Consider the following 19,185-nt stretch of genomic DNA (forward strand, 5'->3'; position numbering starts at 1 on the left):
ATATAATTCTTATAATAAATGTAATATTCAACTCGTCATATTGATTATAAAAATACCGGTCCCAGAGAAATAATATTTATTAAAATTCCAGGTTTTCTTTTTCTGATTACAGAAGACAAAGTGGCAATTACGTTTAGTTTCCCGATAAAAACGCGACAGCAACATCCCGCATAAGGCATTTTTCTCTATACCTTTGTACGGTACTTCACGGAACGAATTTTTTGACCTTGCGAATCGTGATGTCTGTTGGGGGGCAATTTGCTCACTGAAGCGTGAGACTCGATTAAGCGCACGAAACACAGAAATCAAAAAACCCAGTCACTTTTTTACAAGGTAACCGGGTAAAAATAATTTTTATTTTTTAACTGTCTTGAGACTCATAGAGATGTCTCAAAACTAAAATTTGGCTCCTCTGACTGGACTCGAACCAGTGACATACGGATTAACAGTCCGCCGTTCTACCGACTGAACTACAGAGGAATCGTGAGAACGAGGCGAATATTAGCGACGCCCATCCACAATGTCAAAGCCTGTTTTTTAAATTTGAAATCGTTTGCTGAAATAATCTGCACTTTGTCGTTTATTCCGACACAGCTGGCTTTTTTTCACACTTTTGCGGCTCAGGTCGAGGGTATTTCCACAGCCAACGTCCAGTAACCATGCGCCAGTAAAACAGCACGGCCCGCACAGCCCAGTCGGCAAACATTCCCATCCAGACACCAACCACACCCCAGCCAAGCATGATTCCCAGCACATAACCGACTACAACCCGGCAACCCCACATGCTCAACATAGAAACCCACATGGCGTAACGGGCATCGCGAGCACCCTTAAATCCAGCGGGTAGCACCCATGAGGCAGACCAAATAGGCATAAATAAAGCATTTAGCCAAATCAGAATCACAACGACATGTTTAACCTGTGGATCCTGGGTGTAAAACGATGCCATAACCCCAGCAAAGGGAGCCGTTAGCCAGGCGATGGCCGTTAATCCAAGAGTGGACAGCCAGAACACATGCCGCAACTGAATCTCTGCTTGCGCTATCTGCCCTACCCCCAACCTTCGGCCTGTAATGATCGTAGAAGCAGAGCCGAGCGCACTTCCGGGTAAGTTGATAAGAGCCGCAATTGAAAACGCGATAAAATTCCCGGCAATAACACTGGTCCCCATCCCGGCAACGAACATTTGGGTTAATAACCGACCACTGGTAAATAACACTGATTCGACACTCGCTGGAATACCAATCCCCATGACTTCCCAGATAATGCTAAAATTCAGCGGTTTAAAATAGCTCTTTAACGAAATCCTTAGCGCAGGATTAAAACCAATCGCCAGCACCCACAAAATTGCCACTGCGCCAATATAACGAGAAATGGTTAACCCCAACCCAGCCCCGACAAATCCCAGTCCCGGCCAGGAGAAAAGGCCGTAAATCAATATGCCGCTAATAATAATATTAAGAATATTCAGGCTACCGTTAATCAGTAGCGGTATTTTCGTATTCCCTGCACCACGAAGTGCCCCGCTACCAATCAAAGTGATGGCAGCTGCTGGATAACTGAGTACCGTCAGCTCCAGATAAGTCAACGCCAGTGCTTTAACTTCTGTCGTGGCATCACCCGCGACGAAATCAATAATTTGTTCGCCAAAATGATGAATAAGCGTTGCCAACAGTACGGCAAACAACGTCATGATCACCAATGACTGTCGCGTCGCCACCCTCGCTCGTCGTCGATCCCGCTTACCGAGACTAAATGCCACAACGACAGTAGTACCAAGATCGATAGCTGCAAAAAAAGCCATAATGACCATATTGAAGCTGTCCGCCAATCCCACGCCGGCCATCGCATCTTTTCCCAGCCAGCTGACCAGAAAAGTGCTCAGGACACCCATCAACAGGACACAGGCGTTCTCCATGAAGATAGGAACAGCAAGCGGGGTTATCTCGCGCCAGAACAACACTTTGTAACTCTTGCGTTTGGCGTGCCAGCGAGTGCCGTGAACAACCTGGCGTAAAGCAGAGGAGATATTCAAAGCCGACCTTAATTGCAGAAAGTGAAACCACATTTCAAATAATGAGGGAGAATCAGCAAAGCTGCAAAGATTTTCGCCAACAAATTGTCTGCAAATGCAACAAACTGTTGATAGAAACGGCAAACAGTTGGGAAATTTAAAAATCGGGTTTGACAAAAGATTTTTCGCCGTTAAGATGTGCCTCAACAGCGATTCCTCTGTAGTTCAGTCGGTAGAACGGCGGACTGTTAATCCGTATGTCACTGGTTCGAGTCCAGTCAGAGGAGCCAAATTTCTGAAAAGCCCGCTTTTATAGCGGGGTTTTTTGCTATATCTGATAATCAATTTCCTCTTCACTGTTCTCCATCACCTGGCGCTTGATATCCTCAACTGACAGTCCTGCATTACAAAGTTCCAGAAAGCGCCAGACATAGTTACGCTGAAGTTGTCCTCGCTTGAGTCCCAACCAGACAGTATTAGCATCGAAAAGATGCCGCGTATCCAGACGGATTAAATTCTTTTCCTCTTGTTCACCGCTGGATTGTTCGGCAACTAATCCGATCCCCAGCCCGAGTGCAACATAGGTTTTAATGACATCAGAATCCTGCGCACTTAATACAATATCTGCCAGCAAACCTTTGCGGACAAATGCGTCATCAATACGTGAGCGCCCCGTAATCCCCTGTCGGTAAGTGATTAACGGCCACTTCGCTATTGATTCCAGCGTCAACGGTATAATTTGCGTCAAGGGATGATCGAGTGGAACAAGCAAACTATGGTGCCAACGAAACCACGGGAAGGCGACGAGCTGCGGGTCATTACTTAAACGCTCGCTGGCGATACCAATATCAGCTTCGCCATTTTGCAACAACGTCGCAATTTCCTGTGGTGTACCCTGGATTAGCTCCAGCCGAACCTCCGGGAAAAGTTCGCGAAAAGCTTTAATGACCTCAGGCAAGCTATAACGTGCCTGAGTATGCGTCGTTGCAATAGTGAGAACGCCAGACGTATCGTTGGTAAACAGGTCTGCAAGCCGACGAACATTACTGGCTTCATTCAGAATACGTTCTGCAATGACCAGTAATGCTTTGCCCGGTTCAGTCATGCCCAGCAGTCGCTTACCTCGTCGAACAAATATTTCGATGCCAAGTTCATCCTCCAGTTCCCGAATGTGACGGCTGACGCCTGACTGTGAGGTAAAAAGCATATTCGCAACCTCTGTCAGGTTGTAATCCTGACGTGCAGCCTCGCGGATTATCTTTAGTTGTTGGAAATTCACGGTAAACTCCGGGCAGTTCAGATATCACGTTATTGTTAAAGTCTAATGCCCGGCATAACAAATAATAAAAACCCGCATCTTATTCCATCCCGATATAACGCTTAGCTCACCAATTGCCACTGCCTTTTTTCCATCACTGGAGAACTCATCACTGACATTAACAACTCTTTCACTGCTTGCGCCTGTGGTGATAAGTTCGCTCTGGCGGGTAAATTTAATGACAAAGAGAGACTCATTGAAGGTGTGGTAATACGTGACATCCATCCGTTTACTGCGCCACATAACGAACGCGCGGCCGATTCGGGTAATACTGCAACGCCCATGCCGCTGGCAATCGCTGCGGTAAGCGTGGCAATAGACTCAATTTCACCAATGACTTTTGCCGTGAGTCGCCGTAGGGAAAAAGCCTCATCAACACGAAGTCTAATAGCACTGTAATCACTGGGGAGAAAGAGGTTCATTTGCGCAATAGCATTAACATCAACGCTTTGCCCCGGGCAATCTTGCGTTCCTACCAGAAAAAGATCTTCTTTCAGTAAAGCCTGACTGGATACACCAGCCACAGGGGAATGCTCATAAATCACCGCCATATCGAGTTGGTGATTTATCAGTTTTTCGTTAAGCACTGCACCGCTATTTTCATGAAGATAGATAACGACCTCCGGGAATTCAGCGCGAACCGCCTGTAATAAGGGCATGGTGATGGATGACGCAGCGGTTCCTGGCGCAAAGCCAATCGAGACTTGCCCCGATAATGCCTGACCAACGTTATGCACCGCCAGTTGGGCCTGCTCACACTGACGTAAAATGGCCCGCGCATGGGTATAGAGAATTTTTCCGGCGTCAGTTGGCGTAACGCCCCGTTTTGTGCGAATCAAAAGTTGTTGATTTAACTCACCTTCCAGTGTGGCAACCTGCTGACTGAGCGCTGGTTGTGCGATATGCAATACTTCAGCAGCCTGGGTCAGGCTACCAATATCTACAATTTTTACGAAGTATTTCAGGCGTCTGAAGTTCATGTTGCCTCCGGTGTTTAAGAATCGGCCCAAGTGCCGCCATTACTTACAACCAGAGTGCAAGATGCTTGCCAGTTTTATTTTGGCGTTGATGTACAAGCTAAGCAACTGTCAAATAAGAGATTATGATAGATTCGTCATAGGCTCCTTTAATCAGCTGTCGCGTTCCCCTGCCCTATAAAAGGAGGGTATGCACCACGATGGTTCATTACCCAATAAGATTGAAAGCTCACCACTTTGTTGAAATTGACAGCAAACAAACAAAAAAATGCATTTCACCCTTTGACATCACCATGCACTGCCATTAATATGCGCCCCGTTCACACGATTCCTCTGTAGTTCAGTCGGTAGAACGGCGGACTGTTAATCCGTATGTCACTGGTTCGAGTCCAGTCAGAGGAGCCAAATTCAAAAAAGCCTGCTTTCGAGCAGGCTTTTTGCTTTCTAATTAACAACGCTCTTAAAACATCTGTCTTGAACCAGAACTAATTTGCACAGGCATTCCTGATCGGCGCTGCAATGCAGCATTTGCGCGATTCACATCAACTTCTTGCCCGTTGATAAACGCCCGCAAAGATGGCGTTACTGGCAAAGGCACTTTTCGGTCTGACTCATATTCCGCACGGTTGCGCGACAGCGGCTCATGAACTTCCAGCCACTTTGATCCATCCGGTTCCGTTGTGTATTTCACTGGCTGATCAATAATTTGTACACGAGTACCTACAGGAACATTATCAAACAGATATTTGATATCGTCATTGCGCAGACGAATACAGCCCTGACTTACCCGGAGCCCAATACCAAAATTGGCATTGGTACCGTGGATGGCATATAGCCTGCCAATATAAATCGCGTACAGCCCCATGGGATTATCAGGCCCCGCAGGAACAAATGCGGGCAAACTCTCCCCTCGTTTCGCATATTCGCGCCGGGTGTTCGGCGTTGGCGTCCAGGTTGGTGCTTCTTGTTTACGTTCAACGGTAGTCACCCAGTTACGCGGGGTTTCTCGCCCAGCCTGGCCGATACCAATAGGAAAGACTTCCACAGTATTACTGTCTGGAGGGTAGTAATAAAGACGCATCTCAGCGACGTTAATCACAATCCCTTTACGAACAGTGGCGGGCAAAATCAGTTGCTGCGGAATGGTGAGTTGCGAGCCTGACTTCGGCAAGAAAACATCAGCGCCCGGATTCGCTTCCAGCATGTTACTTAACCCTTGCCCGTATTGTGCGGCAAAAGTCTCCAGCGGCTGGGTATTGTGATCAGGAACAGTTACAGTAAGCGACTGTCCCACTAAACGGCTACCCTCTGGAGGTAATGGATAAGTTACCGCCAGGCTATTATGGCTGGCAAAAAGTAGAGCAAATGAGCAAAAAATATTTACACGACGCATCATGTCCCTTTCCTAAGTCGCGAATACTATCCGATAAGTATAGCTTTTATCAGACTTTTCGTTTTTAACTGTTCAAATCAGAAGTCGTATTCCCCGGTAGAACAATATTACTGGCAGCAAGTTCGCCCATGCTGTTGTATATCGCACAGGCAGCTTCGATGATGGGCATCGCCAGAGCTGCGCCACTTCCCTCACCTAAACGCATATCCATATTGAGATAAGGCTCCAGCCCCAAATGCGACAGCGCTATACGCGCCCCTTTTTCTGCCGACAGGTGAGAAGGAATGAGATACGGTTTGATTGCAGGAGACATCTGGCAGGCTGCGAGCGCGGCAGCATAAGAAAGAAATCCATCCAGCAACACGGGTAAACCGCAGGAAGCAGCGCCTAACATCACGCCAGCCATTCCGACCAAATCAAATCCACCCACTTTTGCCAGAACATTAACGCCATCCTGCGGATTTGGTTGATTCAACGTAATCGCCCGTCGCACAACATCAATTTTATTAGCCAGTTTATCTGTCGGCAGGTTTGCGCCAATCCCAACCACTTCTTCAGGATCCCGGCCAGTGATAGTGCTCACTATCGCCGCTGCCGGTGTCGTGTTTGCCATCCCCAGTTCACCTACGCCAAACAACGTGACACCGTTTGTTGCCAGCTCCCGCGTATAACATATGACGTCCAAAAGCAACTCTTCAGCCTGACAGCGACTCATTGCCGGACCTGAAGCAATGTTGCCGCTACCTCGTGCGACACGCATGTTGATAAGCCCGGGGATAGGCTCAGCAGTATCAATACCAACATCAATTACGTGGACGTTAGCGCCCGCTTGTGCTGCCAGCACACACACGCCGGTTGTTCCGCGGGTCATATTTTCAGCCTGAATGGCTGTCACTTCTTTTGGGGAAATAGCGACCCCTTCCTCCCAGACGCCGTGATCGGCACACATAACCAGTACCGCTTTTTTGCCCACATGCGGTATGCCATTCAACCCCGGCATTCCCGCCAGTTGTACGCCAAGCGCCTCCAGCCTTCCCAGGCTACCAACAGGTTTGAGTAACCCGTCAATATGCCGTTGTGCACGCGACATAGCGGCAGGATCGATGGCAGGGATCGTATTCAGTAAATTGGCAAGTGTTTGCATGTCACGTCTCTTTATAGCAGTGCCAGCAGGAAGACCAGTTCACCAAGCTCTATGGCTGCTCCCAGCGTATCGCCGGTTTGCCCGCCCAGCGTACGTTTGAGAAGCTGACCGAGGATGAAGATCGCCACCATCGTCACCACCATAGCAGCCACACCATGCATACCTGGCAATAATACGGCAGCAAAAATAGCGGCTAAACCGAGTGTGACGCAGGTTTGTCGCCCATCAATTTTGCCAATGAACACATTGCCAAGCCCTTCTTCCCGGGCATAACGATGACGATACATCAATAATGCGGCAGTCCCGCGGCTGACCGCGCATGCTGTCGCCAGCGATGCAAGGATCGGTTCGCCACGCAAAGCCAGCTCGCTTAACACCAGAATCTTTGCCAGTACAACAAAAATCAATGCCAGACCGCCGTGGGTGCCTAAACGGCTATCACGCATGATTTCCAACATGCGATCGCGGCTACGTGCAGAAAATACGCCATCACAGGTATCAGCGAGGCCGTCCAGGTGGAATCCCCCGGTCATCAGCGCCAGCACAAGTACGCTAAACAATGCCGCCAGTGGTACGCCACACCATGCCTGCAGCACCATGAAGACTAGCCCGCTAATCGCGCCAAGCAATAATCCAATTAAAGGAAAAGTAATAATACCGCGAGAATAATGCTCGAAATCCAGTCCCTGGGACCAGCGACGCGGTACAGGCAGACGCGTAATAAATGAGAGCATCGCCCAAAATAATTTACTCATTTGATTTTTACTCCAATACCCGAAACCACCAGCAATACTTCATTTGCCGCAGCGGCCAGCTGCTGATTTACTCGCCCGGCAATATCACGAAAATGTCGTGCCAGACGACTCTCCGGCACAATCCCCATTCCCACTTCGTTAGTCACTAATACAACCTTTGCGGGGCAACGTTGGCAGGCAGCAATCAACGACTGAATCTCAGCATTAATCGCCTGTTCCATCGCCTGATAATCCCATTCATCAGGGTCTTTATCGCCGCCATAATCAAACAACAGATTAGTCACCATTGTGGTAACGCATTCCAGCAACACAGCCTCATTCGGGTTAATGTCTGCATGAATTAATTCATCAAGATGTTGCCAGCGCTCCACTGTGCGCCAGTGAGCCGGGCGGCCTTGCCGATGATGTTCTATCCGTGCAGCCATCTCATCATCAAGGATTTGCGAGGTGGCGATATACAGAACCTGTGAAGAGTCCCCAATAAGCGCCTCTGCGTGGCGACTCTTCCCGCTCCGTGCGCCCCCCGTCACCAAAATCATCATACCGACTCCTGATTCAATTGTATGATGGTATTCATTGAACAGAACAATGGTTCCCCCACTGTTGCTGACCGCAAAACATTTACGCGATTAATACTGCGCGTAATATAATTAAAAATCCAGCATTCTCAATCCATTACGAAAGAAGATGGCATTGCGGAATAGCCAGACTTCCTCGTGTTAACGTCCGACAAAATGCGTCATTGACAGCGGTTTCTCTGGCATGACAGATTTCATTCAGATAATGGATCAATGCTACAGCCCCACCAGCCGGACCATTCAGCAAACGGGCATTGTGTTCTGCAATCAAAATTACCGTCGTTCCCTCAGAATGAGCGAGCCATTCTGGTACGGATATCTCGCTTTCAGCTGCTATCAATAGCAGCACTGAATAATCGCTATACGCATCTGATAACGATTGCACTGGCCCACCGTCAAAAGGCTGGAAATCTTGCTGCCAGTCCTCACCGATAAAACCGCAGCCTCTACAGTGCTCTGTTAGTCAGCGCCTGCGAAGCGGACATTATCGCCCTGGTGCTTAATGCGGACGCACCGTGGTCCCCTTTTTCGCCAGGCTTTACCTCGTCAATGAATCGCCCTGTTACTGGAGTAGTCACCAAAGCAGATTTAGCCAGTATGGAACAAATATCTTTGGTGAAATGTTGGTTACGGGAAGCTGGAGCGCACAACGTGTTAGTAACCAGTGCGGTTAATAACAATGGAGTTACAGAACTTTTTGCCTTGCTGCATACAGAAGAAGGCTGTCGCTAATTTCAATAGGTTATCAGATGGGAATGATGACGGTGATACACAGAAAAGAAACAATGAGCAATGAGGGTTACCGGGCAACCCTCATTGAATAAAACAGGAATTACTTCGCTTCGCCGTTTTTCATTTCGCCCATAGCTTTCAGCTTTTTGGAGATATCGCGGCGTTCTTTGGAGAGCTCGGCATTTTTGATGATGTAATCGTCAACGCGATCTTCATAGTCACCTTTCATGCTGGCGATGATGCCCTGGATTGCTTCAACGCTCATCCCCGGCTTGATGTAATCACTCAGGTTGTCCAGCAGCAGGACGCGCTTCTGGTTGTCACGGATCTTTTTCTCAACGTCCTGAATTTCACGTTGCAGTTTGTTCTTACGACGGAACAGACGAACAAATTCCAGTACATCCTGGAATGAAGGCTTGGTAGTTTCCATTTTTATACCCCTGATAATGTGAGAGTCGGATTCGTTTAAGCAACCGCTATTCGTTAGGGCCAACATTACTCATAGCTGCCGCAGATGACAATGCTTTTATCCCTTTTCACTATCATACCCTTTATCCTTGCTGAATCGAAGCAGCAGCAAGATGATTCTGAAGTTCAGGAATTATTTGCGCAAGGCCCGGCAAATCAGATTCGATAGCAACTCAAGCTGATGTGCCGTTTCCATGTTCAGCCACACATAGCCATAGATTGGTGTTTCCACGACCTTCAGGTCATGGTGGTTATCGAGCAACTGACGCAGCTCTTCCACAGCATCGTTCAATTTTTCCGTATTGGCAAAAACCGGCTGCGGATTACCTTCGTACAGCGCATGAACAAGGCTCAGCAGTATTTGCTGCATCATGTGCTGGGTATCACGAAGTTTTTGCGCGTTCAATAACACGAAATGGCTGGGGCGCGTGGCCCAGTATGCATTGATTTGCAACTCCAGCATACAAACCAGATTGCGATTAATGGTCTGGATACCTTCATATATCGATTTGGGAATACGGGTTTCTTTGCTGGCGGGCGCAATCAGCCCACGCATTTTCACGGCATCGGTCAGGAGTTTTTGTAGATGGCTTTCCAGACGTGGGCGTTCGAGTAAGTTCGGTGAGAATGCAGATTGATAGACCCGATTATACTCGGTCAGACTTTTCGCCAGTTGAATGCGCCAGTGGATGAACGCCCGTTGTGGCCAGATGCCGGTAAACAACATTGCCAGTAAAGAGCCGAGGATCACATCGCCGCTTCGCCATAACGCCGTATCAATTTCACCTGTCGGGGAACCAACAACAATTGCCAGCGTCACCCCAATCAATAAACCTTGATACGGTTTCTTGCCCAGCGCCAGCCAACCGCAAAGAAACATAGCCGCCGCGCACCAGACCAACATCAGAGGTAACGAGATTAACTCCAGTTGCAGAGCGATAAGACCTAAAATCGACCCCAACACCGTACCGCCAATACGTTCGAATGCGCGAGGGACAACGTTACCCCAGAACGAGATTGGCCCCATAATCACCACCATGGTGACCAGCGGCCAGGTGCTTTCCGGGATAGTAAACAGGCGGATAATGAGAAAAGTGAGCAGGAATGCCAGCGCGACCCGAGTACCATGCACAATGCGGTAATGGCGGTATACCCGGATTTCAAACGGGCTTAATGACTTATCGGCACGCACGCAGAAACTCCGTTAATGAAGATTAAAAGCGCTCATAACACATCTGTCGGCCAGAAGGCGCGCCTCTGAATTATCCGACGGACATACCGGGAACAGTGTAATTTCCCGGCAGGAGCGAAAAATTTGAAAGGCGCATCTTACTCTTTTCGCTTTCAAAAAAAGAGTGGTCTTCGCGTTAATACACCGCCCTGAGATGAATTAGTGATGTTTTGGCTGCACCGCAACATACATTTCGATATCCCAGTACCCCTCTTCCGCGCCATTGTTCAAATAAACCTCAAAGCAGGGCTTTGGTAACATTTCATAAGCACTGTCCTGCAAGAGACTATTAAAGAACTGATACCAGGGTTTAGCAAAATCATCACCGACTACACGAGCCACCGCCACCGCATACTGACCACCTGAAATTTCTGTCAGAATGACGCCCTCACTGTTTTCAGGGAGCGTAAAGTTATTCGGCACCGTCACGACGGTGTCGCAGCGTAATTTTTCGGCGGGTGTTTCATCTGGATTGTCGTAATAGACAGCAACCCACTCCTTCGGCACAATATTTTTGCTATCTACCCACATCATCAACTGCTCAAAGCCTTTCTTTACCGTCTGTTCCCACGGGCCAACGAGATGGAAACCTGCAACGGTACGTTTATCTTCCTGCTTAATCTCGTAGTTCATGACGCCTCCATTAATACTGTTTTTATATACAGTATAGTTGCAATATTAAAACCACAAGGAATGAGTGTTGATTATGCGAGCAGACTCGCACTCCTGCCAGTCTGCTGCAAAAGAAAGGTCAAGCCTTATGGTGGAAATAATCACTCAGGCGGGAAAACATGCTGCCTTCCCCGACAGATTCCAGGGTAACCAGCGGCCAGTGCGCCACCTGTTTATCACGGTCGTAAAGTTCAATTTCCCCTACCCGCTGATGGGCGTTAATTGGCGCGGTGAGTTCTTTACCATCAAGGGTATATTTGGCTTTGATATGTGGAATTTCGGCTTTCGGTAGCACCATCCAGAACTCTTGTTCCGTTCCCAGGTCGATATTTTCTTTATCACCATACCAGATGCGTTCCGTTCCGACCTTTTTCCCACGGTGCAAAATTTGCACCGTAGTAAAGTTTTGTTGCCCCCAACGCAGTAATTTTCTTGCCTCTTCCTCACGACCTTTTGCACTGTCAGCCCCCATTACCACTGCAATGAGACGACGCTGCCCGTCTACAGCCGAAGCAATGAGATTAAACCCGGCACCAGAAGTATGACCCGTTTTCAGGCCGTCAACATTCATGGTTTTATCCCACAATAACCCGTTACGGTTTTGCTGGGTAATACCGTTCCAGGTGAGGCTTTTCTCACTGTACATATGATAAAACTCGGGCTCGCCGTGGATGATAGCGCGAGAAAGCACAGCTAAATCATAAGCCGAGCTATGCTGGCCTGGTGCATCCAGACCATGCACTGTTTCAAAATGCGTATCCTTGAGATGCAGCTTTTCGGCATAGTTGTTCATCATTTCAACAAACTGCCGTTGCCCACCGGCAATATAGTCAGCCAGTGCAACACAAGCGTCATTTCCGGAATCCACAATTAAACCACGGCTTAAATCACGTACCGATACGCGATCGCCCTCTTTCAAAAACATCAGTGAAGAACCGACAAACACCGGATTATCTTTCGCCCACGCATCACGCCCCACGGTGACAATATCGTCTGGCGTAATGCGATGACTATCGATAGCGCGATCCACGACATAGCCCGTCATCAGCTTTGTCAGGCTGGCGGGATTGCGCTGTTGATGCTCATTACCCGCGGTGAGAATCTGACCGGTGGTGTAATCCATCAATACCCAGGACCCGGCATGAATCTCTGGAGGTTGAGGTGAAAAAGGAATGTTTTCCGCCGCAAAACCAGACGATAAATTAAAAACGAACAAAGAAGCAGCAATAATAAGACGGCGTTTCAACAGCAAACCCTCAGGTGTTTCAAATAGCTGTTCTTTTTACGGAAATACTTATGAACTGGCTGGAATAAAGTGCAAGAAAATGTGACTACTATCTCATTTTTATCTGACATGATCTGTTGCCACTCGCTGCCAAATTGTCGCGCTAAAGCTGATTAGCACGGTGATATTTGATACTCTGGCAGACAGCAGAAATAACGGATTTAACCTAATGATGAATGACGGTAAGCAACAATCTACCTTTTTGTTTCACGATTACGAAACCTTTGGAACGCACCCCGCGTTAGATCGCCCTGCACAGTTCGCAGCCATTCGCACTGATAACGAATTCAATGTCATCGGCGAACCCGATGTTTTTTACTGCAAGCCCGCGGATGACTATTTACCCCAGCCTGGAGCAGTATTAATTACCGGTATTACCCCGCAGGAGGCACGGGCGAAAGGAGAAAACGAAGCCACGTTTGCCGCCCGTATTCACTCGCTTTTTACCGTACCGAAGACCTGTATTCTGGGCTACAACAATGTGCGTTTCGACGACGAAGTCACACGCAACGTTTTTTATCGTAATTTCTACGATCCTTACGCCTGGAGCTGGCAGCATGATAACTCGCGCTGGGATTTACTGGATGTTATGCGTGCCTGTTATGCCCTGCGCCCGGAAGGAATAAACTGGCCTGAAAATGATGACGGTCTACCGAGCTTTCGCCTTGAGCATTTAACCAAAGCGAATGGTATTGAACATAGCAACGCCCACGATGCGATGGCTGATGTGTACGCCACTATTGCGATGGCAAAGCTGGTAAAAATGCGTCAGCCACGCCTGTTTGATTATCTCTTTACCCATCGCAATAAACACAAACTGATGGCGTTGATTGATGTTCCGCAGATGAAACCCCTGGTTCACGTTTCCGGAATGTTTGGGGCATGGCGCGGCAATACCAGCTGGGTAGCACCGCTGGCGTGGCATCCTGAAAATCGCAATGCCGTAATTATGGTGGATTTGGCAGGAGACATTTCGCCATTACTGGAACTGGATAGCGACACATTGCGCGAGCGTCTATATACCGCAAAAGCCGATCTTGGCGATAACGCCGCCGTTCCGGTTAAACTGGTGCATATCAATAAATGTCCGGTGCTGGCCCAGGCGAATACGCTACGCCCGGAAGATGCCGACCGACTGGGAATTAATCGTCAGTATTGCCTCGATAACCTAAAAATTCTGCGTGAAAATCCGCAAGTGCGTGAAAAAGTGGTGGCCATATTCGCCGAAGCCGAACCGTTTACGCCTTCAGATAACGTGGATGCACAGCTTTATAATGGCTTTTTCAGTGACGCCGATCGTGCAGCAATGAAAATTGTGCTGGAAACCGAGCCGCGTAATTTACCGGCACTGGATATCACTTTTGTTGATAAACGGATTGAAAAGCTGTTGTTCAATTATCGGGCGCGCAACTTCCCGGGGACGCTGGATTATGCCGAGCAGCAACGCTGGCTGGAGCACCGCCGCCAGGTTTTCACGCCAGAGTTTTTGCAGGGCTATGCTGATGAATTGCAGATGCTGGCACAACAATATGCCGATGACAAAGAGAAAGTGGCGCTGTTAAAAGCGCTTTGGCAGTACGCGGAAGAGATCGTCTGAAACAAAAAAGCCGGAGCGACAAACTCCGGCTTTTTGAGATTTACCGGATGATTATGTCATCCGGCTTGTAAGATTATGCAACGTCTTCGTACTGCGGAACCGGGTTACGGAAGCTCTTGGTGACACAAGCCAGGTAAATCAGGCCGATTGCCGCCCAGATCAGACCCAGAACCATTGAGCTTTCTTCCAGGTTAACCCACAGCGCACCTACAGTCAGCGCACCACACATCGGCAGGAACAGATACTGGAAGTGATCTTTCAGCGTCTTGTTACGCTTCTCACGGATCCAGAACTGCGAGATAACCGACAGGTTAACGAAGGTGAACGCCACCAGCGCACCAAAGTTAATCAGCGCCGTAGCCATTACCAGGTCAAAGTTGATTGCCAGCAGGGCAATCGCGCCAACCAGGATGATGTTCATTGCCGGAGTACGCCATTTCGGGTGCACATAACCGAAGAAGCTTTTCGGGAATACGCCGTCACGCCCCATTACGTACATCAGACGCGCCACGCCTGCATGCGCCGCCATACCGGACGCCAGTACGGTAATGGTGGAGAAGATCAGCGCGCCAACCTGGAACGCTTTACCCGCAACGTACAGCATGATTTCAGGCTGTGACGCATCCGGATCTTTAAAGCGAGAGATATCCGGGAAATACAGTTGCAGGAAGTAAGTTGCAAAGATGAAGATCATGCCGCCGATCAGCGCGGTCAGGAAAATCGCACGTGGGATCACGCGCTCTGCATCTTTGGTTTCTTCCGACAAGTTGCTGATGCCGTCAAAGCCGGTAAAGGAGAAGCACAGGATTGTCGCCCCGGTAATCATCGGAATGACATGTGCATCACCAGACCAGAACGGACGAGTGCTCGCCAGCGTACCAGCGCCTTCACCTTCAAATACGCCGTAAACTACCATGCCCAGAATTACCGCGATCAGCACTACCTGCAACACGACGATTACAGTGTTGAAGTTCGCTACGGATTTCAGACTACGCAGGTTAAAGGCGGTCATAAAGGCCACCAGCGCCACCACAAACATCCACGATGGAATGGAAGGCACCAGAGCTTCAAAATAGATTTTCGCCAGCAGAATGTTGATCATCGGCGCGAACAGATAGTCGAGCAGAGAAGACCAACCCACCATAAAGCCGACAGTCGGGCTAATGGATTTCTGGGCGTAAGTGTATGCAGAGCCAGCAGAAGGATAGCGGCGAACCAGCTTCCCGTAGCTCAGAGCCGTAAACAGGATCGCAATCAATGCGAACGCATAGGCTGTCGGCACATGACCATCCGTGAGGCCTGAAACGATACCAAATGTATCAAACAGCGTCATCGGCTGCATATAGGCAAGACCCATCATTACAACCGGAACTAACGTAAGCGTTTTACGCAATTCCACGCGAGAGGTGTTTGGAGTAACGTTATGCGACATGGTCATTCTCCTTTACGGTAATAACCGTCGCGTAAGCAAAAAATTGCCCCATTTTTTTGGATTCCTCAGCGACAACAACTGTCGATTTTTAGTAAATATCTATCCGGTACGAAGCCCGGCCTCTTGGTATGAATGATTGGTTTGAAGCAAAAAATAACCGACGCTAATTAAACGTCGGTTTTTAGTCATTTTTTGACAGCGGCGCATTGTGCCTAAATGGGGGGGAAATGACAAGAGAATGAGAGGCTTGTCATAATAATTTTTCTTTAAATGGCTGATTTTCCGTCATCAGATTTTGCATAAACACCGGCGATCGCACTATTTGCTAAAATCTCGTCTCGCCACCAGCCGCTGGCAAGTCCTGCGGTCTGTTCGTTCCAGCCAATCCAGACAGGTTCAAAGAGAGTTTGGGCGACCACTTTCTTCTCGATTAACGCGCCACTATCGAGAAAACGTTGCGCCAGATAACGGGGTAAATAGCCGCAGCCGAGGCCGCTAATTTGCAGCTCCAGCTTGGTTTTAAAATCGAAAACGGTAATGGCTTCTTGTTCGTCGAGAAGTTGCGAGGCCGTAGAAGCGCCTGCCTGCGCAGTATCCCCTACCACAATCGCCCTATATCGCTTAATGATACGACGGTTTAACGGTTCTTCTTCCTGGGCTAACGGATGATGGGGCGCGACCGCAAAGACTTGTTCAAGATCGCCCAACCGTGAAAAACCAAACTCACTGGAAGATGGTGGCTCATGCATCGCACCAACAATAATATCCGCTCGTCCCTGAGTCAGGGCATCCCAGGAACCACCGAGCACGCCATTGATAAACTTCAGGCGCGTCACGCTATGATGTTGATAAAAAGCTTCAATAAGTGGCGCGAGAAGAGAAAAAGGGAAGGTGTCGTCCACGCCAATCACCAGCTCGTTTTCCCAGCCTTCATGCAGTTTTATCGCCTGTTTTTCCAGTTCTCGCACGGTATGCAGAACTTCCCGCCCCTTCTCTAATAACATTTTTCCGGTGCGGGTGAATTTAGCGCGGTGTCCGCTACGATCAAGCAATTGAATATTAAGGTCGCTTTCCAGCTTGTGAACGGTGTAACTCAGAGCGGACGGCGTCTTGTAGAGTTTGGCCGACGCCGCCGCAAAACTGCCTTCTTTTTCTAAGGCATCGAGGATCATCAACACATCCAGCAGTGGTTTCATACACGCCCCCTTGCAGTGCATGCGGCATCCTGCTGGCGTGATCGTTTACTCCAGCGGCATTACCAGCGGATCGGGATACTGGTATTCAAATCCCAGTTCATTACAAATCCGGCTGCCATCAATAATCTTACCTTTGCCGCTATCCAGACTATTTCTGAACTGCGGAGGTTCAAGCCCCAGTAAACGGGCCATTTGCGGATAAAAAACATTACGCGCAGGGTGAGCTGGCGCACATATATTATAGATGTGTCCGCCTTTAGGTGCCTGTAACAACAGGGTGATAGCGCCAATAACATCTTCTAAATGGACTAAATTGACACCATGTTCACCATCAGGCGCGGTTTTTCCGGCAAAAAAGCGACCAGGATGACGTTCCGGCCCGACCAGGCCCGCAAGACGCAGAATATCGACTGAAGTACCGGGTAAATTGTGCAGCCAGTCTTCAAGTTCTTTTAATACTCGTCCACTGTTGGTCACCGGATTACGCGGGGTGGTTTCTTTAACGGTGCCTTGTGCGTCGCCATAGACAGACGTTGAGCTGGTAAAAATAATGCGGGGAATATGATGAGCCAGCGCGCTATCCACTAACTCTTGTACCGCTTGTAAATAGAACTCATCGCCGGGGCCGCTACGACGTGCCGGAAGCGTGATGACCAGCGCATTAGCATCCATCAGGGCATCCAGATCGTCAGAATCGCAAACTAACTCAGGTTCCATGCGAAGCAGATAGCTATCAATGCCACTCATTCGGGCCGCTTCGACACCATCTTGTGTGGTTTTACTCCCGGTGACTTGCCAGCCTCGCGCTGAAAGTGACATCGCCAGCGGCATGCCTAACCACCCTAACCCGACAATTGCGACCTTTTTCATCCGTTATCTCCTGATACACCTTAGATCTATAAGGCTACGCTAGCGTATCAAAACTGACAATTCATTCTATGAATGAAATCGAAACTGTTAGCAAATATACAATTGCCTGATGCGCTCCGCTTATCAGTCCTACAAAAACATCAATATATTGAATTTAGGCAACATTTGTAGACCAGATAAGGCGTTCACGCCGCATCCGGCATGAACAAAGCCCACTTTAGTTACAGAACACAATGTTCTTGAGGGTTTTAAAGACATATTTTCACGATTACTTTTTTTAACGTAGTCACTCCTGGCCCCCTCCTTTCCCCGCTCATTCATTAAACAAATCCATCGCCATAAAATATATAAAAAAGCCCTTGCTTTCTAACGTGAAAGTGGTTTAGGTTAAAAGACATCAGTTGAATAAACATTCACAGAGACTTTTATGACACGCGTTCAATTTAAACACCACCATCATCACCATCATCCTGACTAGTCTTTCAGGCGATGTGTGCTGGAAGACATTCAGATCTTCCAGTGGTGCATGAACGCATGAGAAAGCCCCCGGAAGATCACCTTCCGGGGGCTTTTTTATTGCGCGGTTGTTAACGGTTCAGACAGGTTTAAAGAGGAATAAGAAAATGACAGATAACACTCGTTTACGCATAGCTATGCAGAAATCCGGCCGTTTAAGTGATGACTCACGCGAATTACTGGCGCGCTGCGGCATTAAAATTAATCTTCACACCCAGCGCCTGATCGCGATGGCAGAAAACATGCCGATTGATATTCTGCGCGTGCGTGACGACGACATTCCCGGTCTGGTAATGGACGGCGTGGTTGACCTTGGGATTATCGGCGAAAACGTGCTGGAAGAAGAGCTGCTTAACCGCCGCGCCCAGGGTGAAGATCCGCGCTACTTTACCCTGCGTCGTCTGGATTTCGGCGGCTGTCGCCTTTCGCTGGCAACGCCGGTTGATGAAGCCTGGGACGGCCCGCTCTCCTTAAACGGTAAACGTATCGCCACCTCTTATCCTCACCTGCTCAAGCGTTATCTCGACCAGAAAGGCATCTCTTTTAAATCCTGCTTACTGAACGGTTCTGTCGAAGTCGCCCCGCGCGCCGGACTGGCGGATGCGATTTGCGATCTGGTTTCCACCGGTGCCACGCTGGAAGCTAACGGCCTGCGCGAAGTCGAAGTTATCTACCGCTCGAAAGCCTGCCTGATCCAGCGCGATGGTGAAATGGAAGAATCCAAACAGCAACTGATCGACAAACTGCTGACGCGTATTCAGGGCGTGATCCAGGCGCGCGAATCAAAATACATCATGATGCACGCACCGACCGACCGACTGGATGAAGTCATCGCCCTGCTGCCAGGTGCCGAACGCCCAACCATTCTACCGCTGGCGGGTGATCAACAACGCGTAGCGATGCACATGGTCAGCAGCGAAACCCTGTTCTGGGAAACGATGGAAAAACTGAAAGCGCTGGGTGCCAGTTCAATCCTGGTCCTGCCGATTGAGAAGATGATGGAGTGA

19 protein-coding genes, 3 tRNA genes, 1 pseudogene and 1 other annotated feature are annotated in these 19,185 nt (G+C 48.8%); of the genes and pseudogenes, 6 read left to right on the plus strand and 17 right to left on the minus strand.

Annotation, left to right across the window (positions count from 1 at the left end; genetic code table 11):
• Positions 1–404 precede the first annotated feature (404 nt).
• A tRNA-Asn gene (locus QUE34_RS12205) sits at positions 405–480 on the minus strand.
• 100 nt (positions 481–580) lie between these two features.
• Positions 581–2,068: a toxic metabolite efflux MATE transporter YeeO gene (yeeO, locus tag QUE34_RS12210; RefSeq protein ID WP_001312931.1), complete on the minus strand. Its 1,488-nt coding sequence runs from the start codon at positions 2,066–2,068 to the stop codon at positions 581–583.
• A 160-nt stretch (positions 2,069–2,228) separates the two neighbouring features.
• On the opposite strand from yeeO, the gene QUE34_RS12215 reads away from it, so the two are divergent.
• A tRNA-Asn gene (locus QUE34_RS12215) sits at positions 2,229–2,304 on the plus strand.
• A 38-nt stretch (positions 2,305–2,342) separates the two neighbouring features.
• Here QUE34_RS12215 and cbl read toward each other — a convergent pair.
• Both cbl and nac read right to left on the minus strand, forming a co-directional pair.
• Entirely contained in the window at positions 2,343–3,293 is a 951-nt protein-coding gene (gene cbl / locus QUE34_RS12220) for an HTH-type transcriptional regulator Cbl (protein ID WP_001011014.1), read from the minus strand.
• Positions 3,294–3,394: 101 nt separating this feature from the next.
• Complete coding sequence (nac, locus tag QUE34_RS12225) at positions 3,395–4,312, minus strand: nitrogen assimilation transcriptional regulator NAC (RefSeq protein ID WP_001011472.1); 918 nt, start codon at positions 4,310–4,312, stop codon at positions 3,395–3,397.
• Between the two features lie 326 nt (positions 4,313–4,638).
• Between nac and QUE34_RS12230 the strand changes: the two genes are divergently transcribed.
• Positions 4,639–4,714, plus strand: a tRNA-Asn gene (locus QUE34_RS12230).
• A 55-nt stretch (positions 4,715–4,769) separates the two neighbouring features.
• Here QUE34_RS12230 and ldtA read toward each other — a convergent pair.
• From ldtA to QUE34_RS12255, 5 genes are all read right to left on the minus strand, one after another.
• Positions 4,770–5,705: a L,D-transpeptidase gene (ldtA, locus tag QUE34_RS12235; protein WP_123057659.1), complete on the minus strand. Its 936-nt coding sequence runs from the start codon at positions 5,703–5,705 to the stop codon at positions 4,770–4,772.
• 61 nt (positions 5,706–5,766) lie between these two features.
• Positions 5,767–6,846, minus strand: a complete 1,080-nt coding sequence (gene cobT / locus QUE34_RS12240; protein ID WP_032303292.1) for a nicotinate-nucleotide--dimethylbenzimidazole phosphoribosyltransferase — start codon at positions 6,844–6,846, stop codon at positions 5,767–5,769.
• A gap of 11 nt (positions 6,847–6,857) precedes the next feature.
• The gene (gene cobS / locus QUE34_RS12245) at positions 6,858–7,601 is read right to left on the minus strand and encodes an adenosylcobinamide-GDP ribazoletransferase (protein ID WP_032303293.1); all 744 of its coding nucleotides are present in this window, start codon (positions 7,599–7,601) and stop codon (positions 6,858–6,860) included.
• The gene (cobU, locus tag QUE34_RS12250; RefSeq protein ID WP_032303294.1) at positions 7,598–8,143 is read right to left on the minus strand and encodes a bifunctional adenosylcobinamide kinase/adenosylcobinamide-phosphate guanylyltransferase; all 546 of its coding nucleotides are present in this window, start codon (positions 8,141–8,143) and stop codon (positions 7,598–7,600) included. The genes cobS and cobU overlap by 4 nt, the downstream gene beginning before the upstream one ends.
• A 133-nt stretch (positions 8,144–8,276) precedes the next feature.
• Entirely contained in the window at positions 8,277–8,612 is a 336-nt protein-coding gene (locus QUE34_RS12255) for a hypothetical protein (RefSeq protein ID WP_032303295.1), read from the minus strand.
• Between the two features lie 2 nt (positions 8,613–8,614).
• Between QUE34_RS12255 and QUE34_RS12260 the strand changes: the two are divergent.
• Positions 8,615–8,911 (plus strand): annotated as a pseudogene (locus QUE34_RS12260) (EutP/PduV family microcompartment system protein); the annotation flags it as partial.
• A gap of 100 nt (positions 8,912–9,011) precedes the next feature.
• Here the strand turns inward: QUE34_RS12260 and QUE34_RS12265 are convergent.
• The 4 genes from QUE34_RS12265 to dacD all read right to left on the minus strand — a co-directional run bounded on the left by QUE34_RS12265 (position 9,012) and on the right by dacD (position 12,528).
• Positions 9,012–9,341 carry a DUF496 family protein gene (locus QUE34_RS12265; RefSeq protein WP_000450409.1) on the minus strand — a complete coding sequence of 110 codons (330 nt, stop codon included), beginning with the start codon at positions 9,339–9,341 and terminating at the stop codon, positions 9,012–9,014.
• Between the two features lie 171 nt (positions 9,342–9,512).
• Positions 9,513–10,571 (minus strand): FUSC family protein, encoded by a 1,059-nt coding sequence (locus tag QUE34_RS12270; RefSeq protein WP_001200890.1) that lies wholly within the window; start codon positions 10,569–10,571, stop codon positions 9,513–9,515.
• Between the two features lie 198 nt (positions 10,572–10,769).
• A complete protein-coding gene (gene sbmC / locus QUE34_RS12275) occupies positions 10,770–11,243 on the minus strand; it encodes a DNA gyrase inhibitor SbmC (protein ID WP_001602831.1) in 474 nt (157 codons plus the stop codon).
• A 118-nt stretch (positions 11,244–11,361) separates the two neighbouring features.
• On the minus strand, positions 11,362–12,528 hold the full coding sequence (gene dacD, locus QUE34_RS12280) for a serine-type D-Ala-D-Ala carboxypeptidase DacD (protein ID WP_032303296.1): 1,167 nt from the start codon (positions 12,526–12,528) through the stop codon (positions 11,362–11,364).
• Positions 12,529–12,736: 208 nt separating this feature from the next.
• Between dacD and sbcB the strand changes: the two genes are divergently transcribed.
• Entirely contained in the window at positions 12,737–14,164 is a 1,428-nt protein-coding gene (gene sbcB, locus QUE34_RS12285) for an exodeoxyribonuclease I (protein WP_077756988.1), read from the plus strand.
• A 73-nt stretch (positions 14,165–14,237) separates the two neighbouring features.
• On the opposite strand, the gene plaP is transcribed toward sbcB, so the two are convergent.
• From plaP to QUE34_RS12305, 4 genes are all read right to left on the minus strand, one after another.
• Positions 14,238–15,596, minus strand: coding sequence for a putrescine/proton symporter PlaP (gene plaP, locus QUE34_RS12290; protein WP_000019197.1), 1,359 nt, complete (start codon positions 15,594–15,596; stop codon positions 14,238–14,240).
• Positions 15,586–15,648, minus strand: coding sequence for a membrane protein YoeI (gene yoeI / locus QUE34_RS12295; protein WP_010723108.1), 63 nt, complete (start codon positions 15,646–15,648; stop codon positions 15,586–15,588). Before yoeI ends, plaP begins: the two co-directional genes overlap by 11 nt.
• Before the next feature lie 214 nt (positions 15,649–15,862).
• Positions 15,863–16,792, minus strand: coding sequence for a LysR substrate-binding domain-containing protein (locus QUE34_RS12300; protein WP_000803366.1), 930 nt, complete (start codon positions 16,790–16,792; stop codon positions 15,863–15,865).
• Between the two features lie 45 nt (positions 16,793–16,837).
• Positions 16,838–17,662 (minus strand): SDR family oxidoreductase, encoded by an 825-nt coding sequence (locus tag QUE34_RS12305; RefSeq protein ID WP_032303297.1) that lies wholly within the window; start codon positions 17,660–17,662, stop codon positions 16,838–16,840.
• 427 nt (positions 17,663–18,089) lie between these two features.
• On the opposite strand from QUE34_RS12305, the gene hisL reads away from it, so the two are divergent.
• Positions 18,090–18,140, plus strand: a complete 51-nt coding sequence (gene hisL, locus QUE34_RS12310) for a his operon leader peptide (RefSeq protein WP_001364200.1) — start codon at positions 18,090–18,092, stop codon at positions 18,138–18,140.
• Positions 18,116–18,239 (plus strand) — a sequence feature (His leader region). (Overlaps the previous gene by 25 nt.)
• A 46-nt stretch (positions 18,240–18,285) precedes the next feature.
• Positions 18,286–19,185 (plus strand): ATP phosphoribosyltransferase, encoded by a 900-nt coding sequence (gene hisG / locus QUE34_RS12315; protein ID WP_000131779.1) that lies wholly within the window; start codon positions 18,286–18,288, stop codon positions 19,183–19,185.

This window comes from Escherichia sp. KS167_9B (genome assembly GCF_030295215.1).
GTDB classification, from domain to species: domain Bacteria; phylum Pseudomonadota; class Gammaproteobacteria; order Enterobacterales; family Enterobacteriaceae; genus Escherichia; species Escherichia coli_F.

Excerpts from the sequence above, each read along its gene's own strand:
- yeeO (WP_001312931.1), bottom strand. The coding sequence starts at position 2,068 with ATGTGGTTTCACTTTCTGCAATTAAGGTCGGCTTTGAATATCTCCTCT.
- nac (WP_001011472.1), bottom strand. The coding sequence starts at position 4,312 with ATGAACTTCAGACGCCTGAAATACTTCGTAAAAATTGTAGATATTGGT.
- ldtA (WP_123057659.1), bottom strand. The coding sequence starts at position 5,705 with ATGATGCGTCGTGTAAATATTTTTTGCTCATTTGCTCTACTTTTTGCC.
- cobT (WP_032303292.1), bottom strand. The coding sequence starts at position 6,846 with ATGCAAACACTTGCCAATTTACTGAATACGATCCCTGCCATCGATCCT.
- cobS (WP_032303293.1), bottom strand. The coding sequence starts at position 7,601 with ATGAGTAAATTATTTTGGGCGATGCTCTCATTTATTACGCGTCTGCCT.
- cobU (WP_032303294.1), bottom strand. The coding sequence starts at position 8,143 with ATGATGATTTTGGTGACGGGGGGCGCACGGAGCGGGAAGAGTCGCCAC.
- QUE34_RS12265 (WP_000450409.1), bottom strand. The coding sequence starts at position 9,341 with ATGGAAACTACCAAGCCTTCATTCCAGGATGTACTGGAATTTGTTCGT.
- sbmC (WP_001602831.1), bottom strand. The coding sequence starts at position 11,243 with ATGAACTACGAGATTAAGCAGGAAGATAAACGTACCGTTGCAGGTTTC.
- sbcB (WP_077756988.1), top strand. The coding sequence starts at position 12,737 with ATGATGAATGACGGTAAGCAACAATCTACCTTTTTGTTTCACGATTAC.
- plaP (WP_000019197.1), bottom strand. The coding sequence starts at position 15,596 with ATGTCGCATAACGTTACTCCAAACACCTCTCGCGTGGAATTGCGTAAA.
- QUE34_RS12300 (WP_000803366.1), bottom strand. The coding sequence starts at position 16,792 with ATGAAACCACTGCTGGATGTGTTGATGATCCTCGATGCCTTAGAAAAA.
- QUE34_RS12305 (WP_032303297.1), bottom strand. The coding sequence starts at position 17,662 with ATGAAAAAGGTCGCAATTGTCGGGTTAGGGTGGTTAGGCATGCCGCTG.
- hisG (WP_000131779.1), top strand. The coding sequence starts at position 18,286 with ATGACAGATAACACTCGTTTACGCATAGCTATGCAGAAATCCGGCCGT.